The organism is Nocardia sp. NPDC047038 (assembly GCF_040644075.1).
In the GTDB taxonomy this organism is placed as follows: domain Bacteria; phylum Actinomycetota; class Actinomycetes; order Mycobacteriales; family Mycobacteriaceae; genus Nocardia; species Nocardia sichangensis.
Genome location: NZ_JBEYVQ010000014.1, coordinates 69891 through 83557 on the forward strand (window position 1 = coordinate 69891; position 13667 = coordinate 83557).

Here is a 13667-nt window from a genome sequence, read left to right on the forward strand (position 1 = left end):
GAAGTAACAGGTAGACACGATTCAGCGTCATGTCGGACCCGCTGGCTCCTGCGCCGCGCGCAGCAGGAACGGTCTTCCCGGAAAGACCGTCCGGGTTGTTGAAGGGGTTGTGTGGCTTGGGTTTGGTAACGGTTGAGTCCTGGTGGACGGCATCGGTGGTGTCGGCTGGTTTTCTGGGCGTGAGGCTGTGAGGATCGGTCTCACCATTTCGGGCGGGAGGATGACATGACACCAGGACAAACACTGTCGCGGGTGATACTGCCGACAGCGGCCACAGCGGGTGATGACCACGGGGCTGGCGGTGGCGGTGAACTACGCGACCGGCGGGGATCATTCGGTCTGGACATGGGTGGCCGTCGTCGTGCTGACCGTGGGCGTTTTCGCGGCATCACTGTGGGTCCAAAGCGGACAAAACACACCCCCACCCGGACGACAGCCCGCCGTCGGGGTCGATCTACGTAACGTGAAGGCTGGAAGAGCGCTGCGGGTCAAGGGAATACGCGCGACCGGTACTGGGGTCAGGGCACGCCGAGTGCGGTCCGGCGGTGACATGTCTTTCGAGGACATCCACCCCGGACGTGACGACGCCACCCCCTCATGAACGAGGACACTCGCCGGCCCGCCGCACCGATCTCCCTCAACCGGGTAACCGCCAGGCGTGATCTGTCGATCATCCAGAACAACCACCATTACGAGATCGGGGTCGTGTCCAACACGGCCCTGCTCACCGGCAGGTCACTGTACGTCTCGCAGGTACGTGAATTCCTTGCCCCGGTCAACGGATTGCAGGACCGTGACCACGAACTCGAGGACCTGGCCGCGTTCTGTCGCGGCGATGACCCCTACCTGTGGATCAGGGCCGAACCGTGGGCGGGGAAGTCCGCGTTGCTGTCGTGGTTCACCCTGTTCCCGCCCTCCGAGATGACGGTGATCGGATTCTTCATCACCGACCGCCTTGCCGACCAGAACACCCATACCGCCTTCACCGCCGCCATTTTGGACCAACTCGCAGTCCTGCTGCCAGATCAACAAGCGTTGATCGCCGCCGCCACCATCAACCGCGACGGACTCCGCAGCGAACTCCTCACCCTCGCCACACGCCGCGAAGCCGACAACGGCCGCCGGTTAGTGCTGGTGGTGGACGGGTTGGACGAGGACACCGGCAAACCACCGATCGTGACCCTGCTGCCGCCGCGCCCGGACGCGAACCTGCGGGTCATCGTCGCCAGCCGCCACGGCCCAACCTTGCCTATCCCCCGCAATCACCCTCTCGCCGGGGCCAAGGCTCGGCCACTGACCTCCTCACCCTTCGCCGCGGATGTCCGTGACCAGGCCGTCGCCGAACTCGGTGCTCTGCTGCGGGTTCCCGTCGAGCACCGTGACCTGCTCGCACTGATCACCACCGCCAACGGCCTCACCGCCTCCGAACTCACCGACCTCACCGGCATGGCGCCGTTCGAGATTCACGAACTACTGCATGCGGTCGCCGGACGAAGCCTGCGCACCCGCTCGGACTACTCCAGCTCCGGCAACACCGCAGACCCCGTCTACGCGCTGGCCCACGAAACCCTGCAACGCACCGCAGAGACCGAACTCGGCACCACCTACATCAACAAATGCCTCGATCAATTGCACGCCTGGGCCGACCGCTACCGCGACCTCGCATGGCCCGACCACACCCCAGACTTCCTGCTACGCCGCTACTTTCCAATCCTCGACAAACATAACGAGCTTTCGCGGATGGTGGACCTAGCTCTCGACGCTGGCCGTCACGACCGGATCCGCGCGCGTATGGGGAGCGACTGGATCGCCCTCAACGAGATCCGCCTTGCACAACAACGTATCTATGAGCAACCCGACCCAGACCTGCTCAAAACCGCAAGGTTGACGAACTACCGTGATTACCTGCACAGGCGCAACGACAATATCCCTCATCAACTATTGCCAGTCTGGGCTCGCCTAGGCAATCTCGAGCGCGCGGAAACCGTCGCTCGCAGCGACGCTAATCCGCAGTCGCGGGGTCACGGACTGGTCGACCTGGCCGTAGCAGTGGCGGCGACCCATCCCGAGCACACTGTTCGACTCATCGACGAAGCCACGGTCGCAGCTTCCGACATCTCCCAAACAAGCCTGCAGGGCTTCACCCTCGCAAACGTGGCCGAGCAGCTTGCGTCGATCGACTTCGATCGCGCAGAAGTCATCGCTCGTGATATCGCCGATCCTCTCCAGCGAGCCCAGGCGCTGACCTGGTTGGCGCACAGCGCAGCGGAAATCGAACCCGGCCGCGTTCTCCGCCTCGTCCGTGAAGCCGAAGCTGCCTCACACGCCATCCACGACCCTGATCGGCGAGACAGAGTGATACAAAGTTTGGCGGACGTGACGAACCGCTTGGATATCGACGAAGCGGAAGCCGTCGCTGACAGCATCACTGATCAATCGCTGAAGTTCAGCTCGCTCCTCAAATTCGCCCGTCTAGCTGTCGCCACCGACCCAGATCGGGCCATAGATCTCATCCATAAGGCGGAGGCGGTTGCTCGCGGGCAGACCGAAATGGAACGCAGGGCCAATGAGATCATCCGTGTTGCTTCGGTGGCGGCGAGTATTGATCCCGATCGCTGCATGCGCATTGTCGATGATGCTGAAACCATCGCTCGCGGCCTGCCGAAGAACGGGGACCAGGCTCGAGTACTCGCTCGATTGGCCGAGGCCGTGATCGACATCGACTCCGACCGCGCTGAGCGGTTAGCGTTCGACGCGGAGATCATCGCCGCGCGCGAGGCTGAACCGGGCGTCACCGACTACGTCCTCGCTCGCATGGCCGCCCAACTCGTAGGTATCAATGCGGATCTCGCTGAGAGCCTGGCACGCCATCTCACAGACCCGGAACAGCGAACCTACGCCCATACCCATGTGGCGATCGCGCTAGCGGCCGTCGACCCCGACCGCGCCGAAACGCTGACTCAAGACATTGCTGACCCGGTGCAACAAAACTATGCGCTGGTGCATACGGCGATCGCGGCAGGCAGCGTCGACCTCGACCGCGCTGAGATTCTGGCACACCGAATTTCCGACCTCGGGGAGCAAGCGTATGTACTTTCCACGCTTGCCGAACGAGCCAGCACGACCAACTCTTCTTACGCGGTTCGACTGACCGACAAGGCAGTAGCTATCGCACGTGACCTCCCCGAGCCAGCACAACAAACTCACATTCTCGGCGTTGCAGCCAAAGCGATCGCCCAGATCGATCCCGACCGCGCAGCTGGACTAGCCGCAGACGCGGAGACAACCGCCCGCAGCATCACCGACACGGCACAGCAGGCCAACCCTCTCGCCCACCTCGCTAGAGCGGTAGCGACCTTCGATCTCGATCACGCTGAAACCACTGCCCGCACTATCGCCGACCTGGTGCAGCGAGTCCAGGTACTCGCTGACCTCGCTGACGTAGCCGCTGATCAACATCCCGATCGTGCAGTGAATCTCGCACGCGAAGTGGTTTCTCTGGTCGATGACCTCCCCGAATCCCTGCACCATTTCTCCACACGAGCGGACGTGGTCAAAGCAATTGCTCGGATCGATCCCGACCGCGCCGAGGCCATCGCCCGCAGCATCTCCGATCTCGGACACCAGTCCGCAGCACTCACATTGCTGGTCGATGCCTGCGCACTGATCGCGCCCGATCGCGCCGAATCGATCGCCCTCAGCATCCACGACCCCATCCAGCAAGCAGACGCCCTCACACGCCTCGCGGCAGCACTCGCAAACACCAACTCCTCCCGCAACGGCATAGCCAAACACGCTGTGGTCGAGACGAGTTCACTGAACCGCCCATCCGCTACTACCGAACTCACACCGAGACAGTCCAAACGCCTACTCGCAATCGCGTTGTCAGTAGCACCAATGGAGCGTGCTCTGCCCGCCTTCCCTGTCGTCGCCCCGACCGTCCTGCACGCCATCGCAGTCGAGCTGATGGACAACCAGGGACTCCCTGACGAATAGACCCACGGACAAACAGACCAGACATCAATCGATGTCCAGCCGCGCCGCCAAAAACGCACGGCGGGCTGCCCACCCACAGCAGGTAGTCAGCATGGCAGCTATCGGGAAATGTGGACGCCCCCAACCGTCCCGCCATTCTCGTCGATAGCCCGATGCTGGCATCAGGCGTCTCCTCAATGAGTGCTTAACCGAGATGTGACCCCGGCGAGCGATACCACCCCCGCACTCCTTCAGGCCTGACCTGCGGCCAGACCGACCGCCGCATTCGCGTCGGACGATCCGTTCTGTTGGGGACGGTGGCCGCCGTTGGTTGCGTCATCCTTGTACGGTGGCAACATTCAGTCAGGGCCATCGGGTCGAGGACCACGCCCGTCGAGGTGCGGCTGTCTTGGGCGTTCCGGACTTCGTGTACTACCCCGAGAAGCAACTACGCGGCCGGACCGGCGGAAACCGCGAAGTCGGCGACGGATTGCTAGTCGCGGGAGAAGCGGGATTGATCGTTCAATCGAAGAGCCGTCTTGACGAGTCGGCGGCGAACGAGACTCCCGAACGGGCCGAGCAATGGTGCCGGAAGCACGCGCGCAAGGGACAGCCAAGCCGCAGGTACGCGCCGAACAATCCAGCGCGGCGGCGTTTACGCGACGTCGTTGCGCGGGTACCGACGGCTGCTCCCCCAGTTCGCCCGTTGGGCCGGTGTGGTGATCATCGACCAGCAGAACTTAAGCGCAATCGAATTCCCCGCGTCTACTGACACCCTCTACATCACTCTGGACGACTGGCTTCAACTGCACTTCATGATTCGATCGACAGCGGGGATCATCGACTATGTTGAGAGAGCTTTGGACAGCGGAGTAACTGTCGCGCTTGGCGATGAAGCGGATCGATTCGTTGCCTTGGCAAGAGCGGACCTTGAGGCGTGTACGACGCTGTCCCAGTTTCCAACTCTGTACGCAGGACAACTCCGAGGCGAGGAGGAGCTATCCGTGGCCGCAGTCGACGCGTTGGTCGAACGTGTCGCCTATTCGTCGAACCGGGGGTTCGACCCTGGGAGCTATCTCGGCATCGTCGAGCAACTTGACCGGATACCCATCGTCGGCCGGGCTCGGCTGGGCTCGAAGATGCGGCAGACTGCGAGCGACGTAGCCGACGACGGTAAGCCCCGAAGCTTCATCGTGATTGACAGCGATCTCGGGCCAGGTCTGCGCGGAAACCGGCTAGCCTTCATTTACAACCGGTTCAATTTCTTGGATCACGGCATCGAGGGACACTATTTCAACGCCGAGGTGGCAGGATATGCCGCAACACGGCAGCTTCAAGCACTAAAAAATGGGGCTGATACCGAATCCGGAACACTAGCGGTCGGCGTGCTCATCGATCGCAAGCTCGGATCCCGCTACACATTCGTCTTCATTTCAGGTGTACCGAATATCCCCGATGAAACCGCCGTACATTTCGCGTCCAAGTACGGAACCCTGGACAGATGAACAATCCCGTAATCCTGTTCTCGGGCAGGTGGATCTCGCGAGCCCGCCATGGTTCCAAGTGTTCCTTCCAGCCCTCGCCAGGGCCGACAGGATTCTAAATTTGGGCAGCTTTGTTCACCGGTGACTGGCCACTCAGAGTTCTCGATATGGGATCGCCGATTGGCTTACTGCGACGGCGCCGAAGTCGCCCTTTTTGCTAGAAAAATAACGCTCAAGTGATGCCTTGCGAAGTTCGGCAAAAGCGCCAGGGCCAACAATGACCTCCTGCACAGCCTTCTTATTGTAACTTGCCTTTGCTCGAGGGATTAGGCCGAGGCTTCCGGGCGTGAAAAATGACTCGCGGCATCGAGAAACGATTCGATACTCGTGCTCCTCGTAGAATTTCATATGTTTAAGGGTGCTTACGATCTCAATGACGGAGTCTGTAAACTTCCCGGCGGCTTTATCTTTCTTGGCACTATCCTGCGCTTTGATGGCTTCTATTGTATCGTTCATGCGGTCTTGAACCATCTGATCGACCCGCTCTCCGACCAGGTGGCTTAGGTATATGGCCTTCGCCACATACGGATCCCCTTCGCCGGGGGTCGCCACACCGTCTTCAGTGACTAGCTGAAGTGAACTCTCCAGCAATTCTGGTTCGAATCCAAGGGCGTAGCCTCCATTTGCATATCCTCGCCATTGGCTAAGTTGATCGCGAGATCTGGACAGGCAGGCAACGAATGGCGCGCGAGTATTTTTCAGGGAACTGGCGTCGGTGGCCAGCCCGGCGGCGATCGCGCGATACAGATCGGCGACGAACTCAACGCTTTCCGGGCTTGTCGTCTTCTCTGGGTTCTGATTGAACCAATCGGCTTGGGATTTGATTATGTCACATGACTCCAATTCCATATTCAAATTCCTGCGAGTCGTTGAGGTAAGCCATATGCGTCAGCCATATTTCACCTGAATCCAAAATTCCCTTTAGGCCGTTTATATCCGTGTAGTGGTACAACTGCTTGTCATTCGAATACTCGGCATTGATATCCCTCCAAGAGATATCCGATGCAAGCGCCTGGTCCTCAGACCAGTCCTCTGTGTCAGTCACGCGTCAGAGACTATCGCGCAGCGGGGTTTCCTGCGCGCGAACTTTGGCCCCCTGTGACGACGTTCAACTTGTGGATAGGCATCGCTCGCTCGATGCTCGGCTGTGGACGTTATTCCTGCCCAGTTTCCGTATCGTCTCGGCGACTGTCCGATCTGGCCTCGAAGGACAAGGACTGTGTTACCGACATCTCATCCCGGCCAGGTGTGCATGCTACGTACTTCACGGCGCCTGAGCAGCGCAAAGAACACCTCAGAATTCCTCGCTCAGTCCCACCGCCGAGCCGGTTAGCCGATCGAGGCCGCACGCAGGCAGCATTGCAAGTTGTCGGAGAGGCTGGCCCGGTCGCGCGGTAGGCGAGTGCGTCCCCGGGCTGCTCTGCAAGGGTAGATCCTTACTCGACCGGCCGAGGGTGCTGACCGAAAGGACGGAACCAGAGATTTCCATCTTCATCAGCGAACCGCAGGTCAGCTTGTACCTTCCCCTCCCCCGAAACGAGGAAAATGACAGGGGCATCCTGGTTTGCGGACAACACCGCCGGGAACGCGTCGGTCATCATCGCCTGAGCCTGAGCCAGCTGGGGCGCGGCCGCCGACGCGATGTGCGGCGTCAACATACCGCTGTAGTTCGGTAAGCCCTGCAACGCCCCGTACGGCAACGTCCCTGAGCCGGGCATCATGGTTGCCTGGTTCCTGATTGCGCCCAAAGCACCCGGCATTGTCTGTGACAGCAGCTCCTCGAATATGGTTGTGAGCGATATCCGACCTTTCGCTGGCACACACTTGACGGTGGTTCGGTTCCCCTGCTCATCGACTACATAAACGTCCACGGTGAGGTCTGTGATCGGGCCGTTGGTGCCGTTGTGCACTTTGACGGCCGAAAGGTTCTCGCCGATTGGAACCGGATCCACCGATACGGTGACAGCACGAACCCGCCCAGCGTTGCTGCCTGAAGAATGAGCACCGAGACTGATGTTGAAGTCCCGGCCGACGTTCGTACCGCTGGTGTTTGCGGTGAGAGCATTTTGCGCGGCGGTGAATACGCCAGTTACCGCCGCGCCTGCGGAGGGTGGGGCGGCTCCTGGACCGCACGCACCCCGCGAATGGTCATGGAACCGCCCGTAGCGACGTCGTTGGCCTGTACGCCGATACCGCCTTGCACAGCGACATCGGTGACCTCGATATCACCTGCGGCATCAACCCTGTTCAGCTGCACCCCTACGATTTCCGCAGCCTGCGGAGCCTGTTCGGCGACCAAGCGCAGCAACTGCTGCGCAGCCGCCACCAGCTCCACGTCCTCGCCAGCACCGACCTGGGTGAGCTTCTTGGCCAAAAGCTGTCGGCGCAGAGGCTCCTCTGGCTCTGAGGCCACCCCCACCACTTCAGCCTCGATGACCTCGTAGCGGTCAGAGATCATCCTTCGCACGCTGTTGTACGAGTCGACGACCGTCTGCTTGACGAGTTCCCCTAACCCTGCCGCCGCACCAGTCGCTACCGCCGCAACGATCAACGTCACCGGATCCACCTACCGACCTCCTCTAGATAGAACGCAACGACAGCGTGAACAGCGGTCGCGGGCACAAATGTAGCTCGCCGTGAATCACGCGGCAGGCAAGCGCCCTTGCGTCGCAAGGTCCATGCGCAGCATTCGGCATTTCAGGATGTTCCCGCCGACTCGGTGGAAGGTACCGATGTGGTCGACGACTGATCCGCAGATGGGAACGGCACGTTGTTGTCTCCCTCCCGTCCTGTGGGTTGAGGAGTGTGTAATGAACATGTCACCCCGGCCAAGACGGCGACCTCCTCGCGCCGCAGCCCCGCGACCCGGCGACGGACGCCGGTCGGCAGTCCGACCTGCGCCGGGGTGATTTTGGCGCGCCGACTGGCAAGGAAGTCCCGGATTTCGCCGCGATTTCCGGGCTGCTGGTCCATGTCGTTCACGGTAGCCGCTGGTCACCGCGCGAAGGGGGTTGAGGCTATACCCCTACAAACGCGACCTTCTCCGGTGGCGGCGATGGCGGTCTCCTGGGGATCGAACACTTCCGACACGATCCCGAGAACGAGCAAAGGAGGTAAGACATGACGGGCAAGGCGCTGACGGTACCGGCGGTGGCGCTGGGCACCTGGGCCTGGGGAGACAGCGGCGAGGCAGGCGACGGCTATTTCGGCAGTCAGCTGACCGCATCCGGCCTGCGGGAGGTCGTCGAGAAGGCGCAATCGAACGGGTTCACCCTGTGGGATACCGCAGTGGTGACATGGTCCTCGAGCAAGGGGCGCTGACCGGCAGGTACAGCCCGGCCCATCCGTTGCCGGAGGGCAGCAGCCGGGCGGCCGTGTACAACGGCATCCTCCCCCAGCTGCAGTCGCTGACGGACCGGATGGGGGCGATCGGCGAGGACCGAGGCGCGTCCGCAGCCGACGTCGCCACCGCCTGGGCCATCGCCAAGGGGACCACCCCGATCATCGGGGTCACGAAGGCGGATTACATCGACGGGTTGGTCCGAGCTCACGGCATCGAACTCGCCGACGAGGAGATCGCGGAGCTGGAGGCGCTGGCGGACGCCGCGGACGTCGACACGCGCGGCAGCGGAACACGACATGTAGGGCGGTGCGAAGCCGACTCCGAGATAATCTCGCATCACACCCAGATGGTTGCGAGCCAAACGGTCACGACGGCCATGAGAAGAAGGGTGATGTTGAGGGCGACTTTGTGGTCTACGCCGGTCAGATGGACGGGGACAGCACCGAGTTGCAGGAGTACGAACCCGATGGCCGCGGCGACGGCGAGCCCAGGCGTCAGGCCGGTCAGAGGTGGAAGAATGAGCCCGAGTGCGCCGAGTACTTCGAGTGCGCCGACGGTCCGGATCACGGACAGTGGTATGCGGTCCACCCAGGACATCATGGGCCGGAGTTGATCCCGGCTTCGGGTGATCTTCAGTCCGCCTGCGTAGAGGTAGAAGAGGGCGAGCAGACCGGCAGTGATCCAGAATGCGATGTTCACAATTCCATCCAGAGGTGTCATGTGCGGGCCGAGGCGAAAGCGCCCCGGCCCGCTGAGGTTCAGGCGAAGTCGGTGGCGTAGTGGCTCATCACCTCGATGTTCACCTGCGGTGTCAGTCCCCGGCTGTCGGCGACCATGTCCTGGAGGTCGCGGAAGTACTGCACGTACAGGTCGGGGGTGAAGGTGCTGAGCATGACGGCTGGTCGATCGGCGATGTTGGCGAAGGTGTGCGGGGTGCCGGGTGGGACCATCACCAGCGTGCCCGCTGTCACGTCGTAGTCGGTGTTGCCGACGGTGAACCGCAGCGCGCCGGAGATGATGTAGAAGCCTTCGTCGTGCTGGGCGTGCCGGTGCTGCGGTGGTCCGGGAGTGTGTGGGGGAATGACGGATCCGGCGAGACCGAGGCGGTGCGCGGTGTTGCTGCCGTCCTCGAGGACGCGCATTCGTGTGGCGCCCAGGGTGATCAGCTCTCCCTCGCCGGGGGCCACCACCGAAACGGTTGTGCCGAAGTTCTTTTCGTTGTCGGACATATTTCGATTGCACCGCTGAGATGCCGCGGGTGTCCAAGACCTGTTCTGCGATGCCGATACCGGACGGGTATCGTGCCAGCGTGGAGCTGCGTACGCTGCGCTACTTCGTAGCTGTTGCCGAGGAACGCCATTTCGGTCGCGCTGCCTCCCGGCTACACATGAGCCAGCCGCCCCTGAGCCGCGCCATCCGCCAATTGGAGTCGGAAGTCGGTGCGCCCCTGTTCGACAGGTCGCCCACGGGCATCGGCCTCACCCGGGTCGGGACGGTGCTGCTCGACGAGGCGCGCGCCCTGCTCGATCAGGCCGAGCGCGCCACCGTGCGGGTCGCCGCCACGGCCGGAACCGCGAACCTCACCGTCGGCATCCTGGGCGACGGCACCGACCCCGGTGTCACCAGGCTTGCCGCGGCCTACCGCCACAAGCATCCCGAGGTCGACATCCGCATCCGCGACACCGATCTCACCGACCCCACCTGCGGACTGCGGGCGGGCCTGGTCGACGTCGCAGTGACCCGGGCCCCGTTCGACGACACCGCCCTGACCGTGCATGAACTGCGTGCCGACCCGGTCGGGGCCGTCTTGCGCGTCGACGATCCACTGGCCCGCCGCGACCACCTGACGCTGGCCGACCTGGCCGACCGCCGCTGGTTCCAGTTCCCCGACGGCACCGATCCCACCTGGCAGACCTATTGGAACGGGGGCCGGACACGCGAAGGTCCGGTAGTGCGGGTCGTTCAGGAATGTGTGCAGGCCGTGCTCTGGAACGGCACCGTCGGCATCACCCCGCTCGGGCACAGTGTGCCAGAGGGACTGGGCACGGTCCCACTGATCGACATGGCACCGAGCAGAGTGGTGGTTGCCTGGAACGAAGGTGACACCAACCCCCTGATCCGATCGTTCGTGCAGATAGCCACGATCGCATACCTCGATCCCCCACCTCGGCAGTGAAGGCGACCCGGTCCACGAGCCGGATGGAAAGCTCGGCGCGAGACGCACTGAATCGGCTACTCGAGCGGATGTCCTGCGCCACAGCCGATCACCGAGTCAATCGATCGACCGGCGGCATCTCAGCGCGTTCGACGGGGTGCGCCGTCGTTGGTGTCGCACCGGAATACGCCGGCCGACTCGGATTGTCGCCGCCGACACGGTGTATCGGTGACGATCTCGTGGTCGCCGCTTCGCCTCTTGGCAGATGACAGCTGTGAATCCTTTCGGACCCCCGGCATCTCCTATACGCGGGGACGACCATTCAGACCGGAAGAGGCAGTGGACGTGTGTCCGAACAGCACGCCTACGCCCATCACAGCACATCCACTCAGTCCATCCCGCAACCGCGAGGAGCCCGCATGTCCGCCCAGTCTGGTCCGAGGCCTGCCCGCGTTCGACCCGCTTGCGCCTGCCGACCAGGTCATTCCACTGTATTTCAGCGGCCACCCCGACGCCCTGTCAGCGTGGCGTCGACGAACAGGCTTGCGCCTCAACAGGATCGAGACAACCTCACCGGCCTCAACCGTCAACGCGCCGCGATGACCGACTGGCTCATCAACTCCACCACCAACGTCATCAGCAGCTTGCCGGCCCTGCAGCTGCCCACCCTCATCTTGGACGCGGAGAACGACGAGCAAGAACCCGCCGCCAACTCCATCGTGTTACATCGCTACATCAACAATTCGGAATTGCTGATCTACCCCGGGCTCGGTCACGCGTTCCCCTTCGAAGCACCAGAGCGCGTTGCCGAGGACATCGCTCGGTTCACTCGGTAGCTCGGCGTCGAGGTCCGACGAGGCAGGGGAGTCACGGACATTCGGGCACAGTCGACCGAGCAGGACGCGATCGCGATCTCGAAGCCCACTCCCCTACCGATTCAGGCGCATCCTCTCGTCGATCACTGACGGGGCCGAATCCGACGACGACTCGACCGCAACCCTGCAGGACGAACTCGTTCGCACGCACTCGGTGGCCGGGTCGGTTCGGGGAACTGCGACTTTCCCGGCGGGCGAGCGGTGCTCGACCGATCCGAGTGTCACCCCGGCGATGATGATGACCCCACCGAAGACTTGCGCCGGCCGGACCGTCTCCGCATTGATCACCACGGCACCGAGCACACCGAACACCGGCACCAGGTTGAGGATGTTCACCGCGACGCTCGAGGCCATCCGGCGCAGGCCGTAGTTGTAGAGCAGGAAGGCGCCGACGGAACATGCGACGGCCAGATACACGAGCAGCGCCGAGGCCGTGGCGTCGGGTACCCGCCAATGCTTCAACTCCGGTAGCGAGGCGAACAGGAAGCCGGCGGCGCCGGCCATGGTCTGGTAGTAGGTGACGGTCACCGCGTCCTGCCCGTGCCCCGCATACTTGCCCAGCATGTTGTACCCGGCCCACACCAGTCCGCCGAGCAACAGCAGAATGTCGCCGGACCAGCGACCGCTGCCTCCAACGTCCGCCCCGTTGTGAACGACGAGGAAAGCCCCAAGGGTAGCCAGCAGCACACCGCCGACCCGGAGCGGCGGCATTCTGCTCCTAAAGACCACCAGCTCCAAAAGCATGGTCATCAATGGGTAGGTGGCCACGATCAACGAGGCGTCGGAGGCGGTCGACAGCTCGACGCCGATGTTCTCCAGCACGAAGTAGGCCGTAATGCCCAGCAACCCACTGAGGTAGATCAGCCGCCGCCGACGGGCATCCGGTCTGACGGCCGGGTTGCGGCGCAAGAACATGATGATCCCGAGCAGTACCGCGGCGAGCGTGAAACGGATGGCCCCGATGCTCAGCGGGCCGACGTCCGTCAGCACCAGTTTGGTTACCGCGTACGAGCTGCTCCACAACAGCGCGGCCATTACGACCGAACAGATCGCCAAGACTTCGGCCTGCCGCTCATCCACTTCCCGTGCTCCTTACCGTCCAAAAACTTCTGATCTTTGTTCGCCCGCTTCATCGGTGGCGAATTATGAACGGGGATACGGCAATCAAGGTAGCAATCAGCCGGGCATCCTGGCAGTATGTCCGAATTGGATTCGGAGTTTCACCAGAGAGACGGAATATGGATGAACTAGATTCGGCGTTACTTCGGCTTCTGCAGTTGGACGGTCGGCGCACCAACCGGGACATGGCCCAGGAGTTGGGCATCGCACCCTCGACCTGCTTGGAGCGGATTCGCTCCCTCCGTGAGCGCGGCGTGCTGCTGGGATACCACGCCGAGGTAGACCTCCCGTCGCTCGGCCGGGGGCTGCAGGCGATCATCGCCGTACGGATACGACCGCCGACACGTGCGGTCATCGAACAGTTCCAAGCCTTCGTAACGCGAATGCCCGAGGTGATCGAAATCTTCACGCTGACAGGCACCGACGACTTCCTCCTTCATGTGGCCGTTCGCGACACCGACCATCTGCACTCGGTGGTGTTGGACAAGCTGACCGAGCGAAAGGAACTCGCAGACGTACGCACCTCAGTGGTCTACGGACACCTACGGAAGAACGTCGTCGAGCCGATTTGAAGCCTCCCGCTCGCCCCTCGCTGGTCGGCGGCGCGGTCGGCTCGGCGAGAAATCGAGAGCAGACAGCAGAATCTCATCATGGAT

Annotated in this window: 13 protein-coding genes and 2 pseudogenes; 7 read left to right on the top strand and 8 right to left on the bottom strand. The window is 62.5% G+C overall.

Annotation, left to right across the window (positions count from 1 at the left end; translation table 11 throughout):
- The first annotated feature begins 597 nt into the window (after positions 1-597).
- Positions 598-3996, top strand: coding sequence for a hypothetical protein (locus tag ABZ824_RS31550; RefSeq protein WP_356967523.1), 3399 nt, complete (start codon positions 598-600; stop codon positions 3994-3996).
- 698 nt (positions 3997-4694) lie between these two features.
- The gene (locus ABZ824_RS31555) at positions 4695-5480 is read left to right on the top strand and encodes a hypothetical protein (protein WP_356967525.1); all 786 of its coding nucleotides are present in this window, start codon (positions 4695-4697) and stop codon (positions 5478-5480) included.
- A 132-nt stretch (positions 5481-5612) separates the two neighbouring features.
- Here the strand turns inward: ABZ824_RS31555 and ABZ824_RS31560 are convergent, their stop codons facing one another.
- The 5 genes and pseudogenes from ABZ824_RS31560 to ABZ824_RS31580 all read right to left on the bottom strand — a co-directional run.
- Positions 5613-6368 carry a DUF2971 domain-containing protein gene (locus ABZ824_RS31560; protein ID WP_356967527.1) on the bottom strand — a complete coding sequence of 252 codons (756 nt, stop codon included), beginning with the start codon at positions 6366-6368 and terminating at the stop codon, positions 5613-5615.
- The gene (locus ABZ824_RS31565) at positions 6349-6564 is read right to left on the bottom strand and encodes a hypothetical protein (RefSeq protein ID WP_356967529.1); all 216 of its coding nucleotides are present in this window, start codon (positions 6562-6564) and stop codon (positions 6349-6351) included. Before ABZ824_RS31565 ends, ABZ824_RS31560 begins: the two co-directional genes overlap by 20 nt.
- Before the next feature lie 391 nt (positions 6565-6955).
- Positions 6956-7471: a hypothetical protein gene (locus ABZ824_RS31570; RefSeq protein WP_356967531.1), complete on the bottom strand. Its 516-nt coding sequence runs from the start codon at positions 7469-7471 to the stop codon at positions 6956-6958.
- Positions 7472-7608: 137 nt separating this feature from the next.
- Positions 7609-8085 carry a hypothetical protein gene (locus tag ABZ824_RS31575; RefSeq protein WP_280412888.1) on the bottom strand — a complete coding sequence of 159 codons (477 nt, stop codon included), beginning with the start codon at positions 8083-8085 and terminating at the stop codon, positions 7609-7611.
- 251 nt (positions 8086-8336) lie between these two features.
- Positions 8337-8492: pseudogene (locus ABZ824_RS31580) on the bottom strand (transcriptional regulator); the annotation flags it as partial.
- 147 nt (positions 8493-8639) lie between these two features.
- Here ABZ824_RS31580 and ABZ824_RS31585 point away from each other — a divergent pair.
- Both ABZ824_RS31585 and ABZ824_RS31590 read left to right on the top strand, forming a co-directional pair.
- Positions 8640-8840 carry a hypothetical protein gene (locus ABZ824_RS31585; RefSeq protein WP_356967533.1) on the top strand — a complete coding sequence of 67 codons (201 nt, stop codon included), beginning with the start codon at positions 8640-8642 and terminating at the stop codon, positions 8838-8840.
- Positions 8816-9058 (top strand): annotated as a pseudogene (locus tag ABZ824_RS31590) (aldo/keto reductase); the annotation flags it as partial. The gene ABZ824_RS31585 and the pseudogene ABZ824_RS31590, both read left to right, overlap by 25 nt.
- 140 nt (positions 9059-9198) lie before the next feature.
- Here ABZ824_RS31590 and ABZ824_RS31595 read toward each other — a convergent pair.
- On the bottom strand, positions 9199-9561 hold the full coding sequence (locus tag ABZ824_RS31595; protein ID WP_356967535.1) for a DoxX family protein: 363 nt from the start codon (positions 9559-9561) through the stop codon (positions 9199-9201).
- Between the two features lie 59 nt (positions 9562-9620).
- Positions 9621-10091 (bottom strand): cupin domain-containing protein, encoded by a 471-nt coding sequence (locus ABZ824_RS31600; RefSeq protein WP_356967537.1) that lies wholly within the window; start codon positions 10089-10091, stop codon positions 9621-9623.
- Between the two features lie 80 nt (positions 10092-10171).
- On the opposite strand from ABZ824_RS31600, the gene ABZ824_RS31605 reads away from it, so the two are divergent.
- Complete coding sequence (locus ABZ824_RS31605) at positions 10172-11038, top strand: LysR substrate-binding domain-containing protein (RefSeq protein ID WP_356967539.1); 867 nt, start codon at positions 10172-10174, stop codon at positions 11036-11038.
- Between the two features lie 503 nt (positions 11039-11541).
- A complete protein-coding gene (locus ABZ824_RS31610; protein WP_356967541.1) occupies positions 11542-11853 on the top strand; it encodes an alpha/beta hydrolase in 312 nt (103 codons plus the stop codon).
- 93 nt (positions 11854-11946) lie between these two features.
- Here ABZ824_RS31610 and ABZ824_RS31615 read toward each other — a convergent pair whose 3' ends face one another.
- Positions 11947-12972 carry a DMT family transporter gene (locus ABZ824_RS31615; protein ID WP_356967543.1) on the bottom strand — a complete coding sequence of 342 codons (1026 nt, stop codon included), beginning with the start codon at positions 12970-12972 and terminating at the stop codon, positions 11947-11949.
- A 158-nt stretch (positions 12973-13130) separates the two neighbouring features.
- Here ABZ824_RS31615 and ABZ824_RS31620 point away from each other — a divergent pair, with 158 nt between their 5' ends.
- Positions 13131-13583, top strand: a complete 453-nt coding sequence (locus ABZ824_RS31620) for an Lrp/AsnC family transcriptional regulator (protein WP_356967545.1) — start codon at positions 13131-13133, stop codon at positions 13581-13583.
- Positions 13584-13667 lie beyond the last annotated feature (84 nt).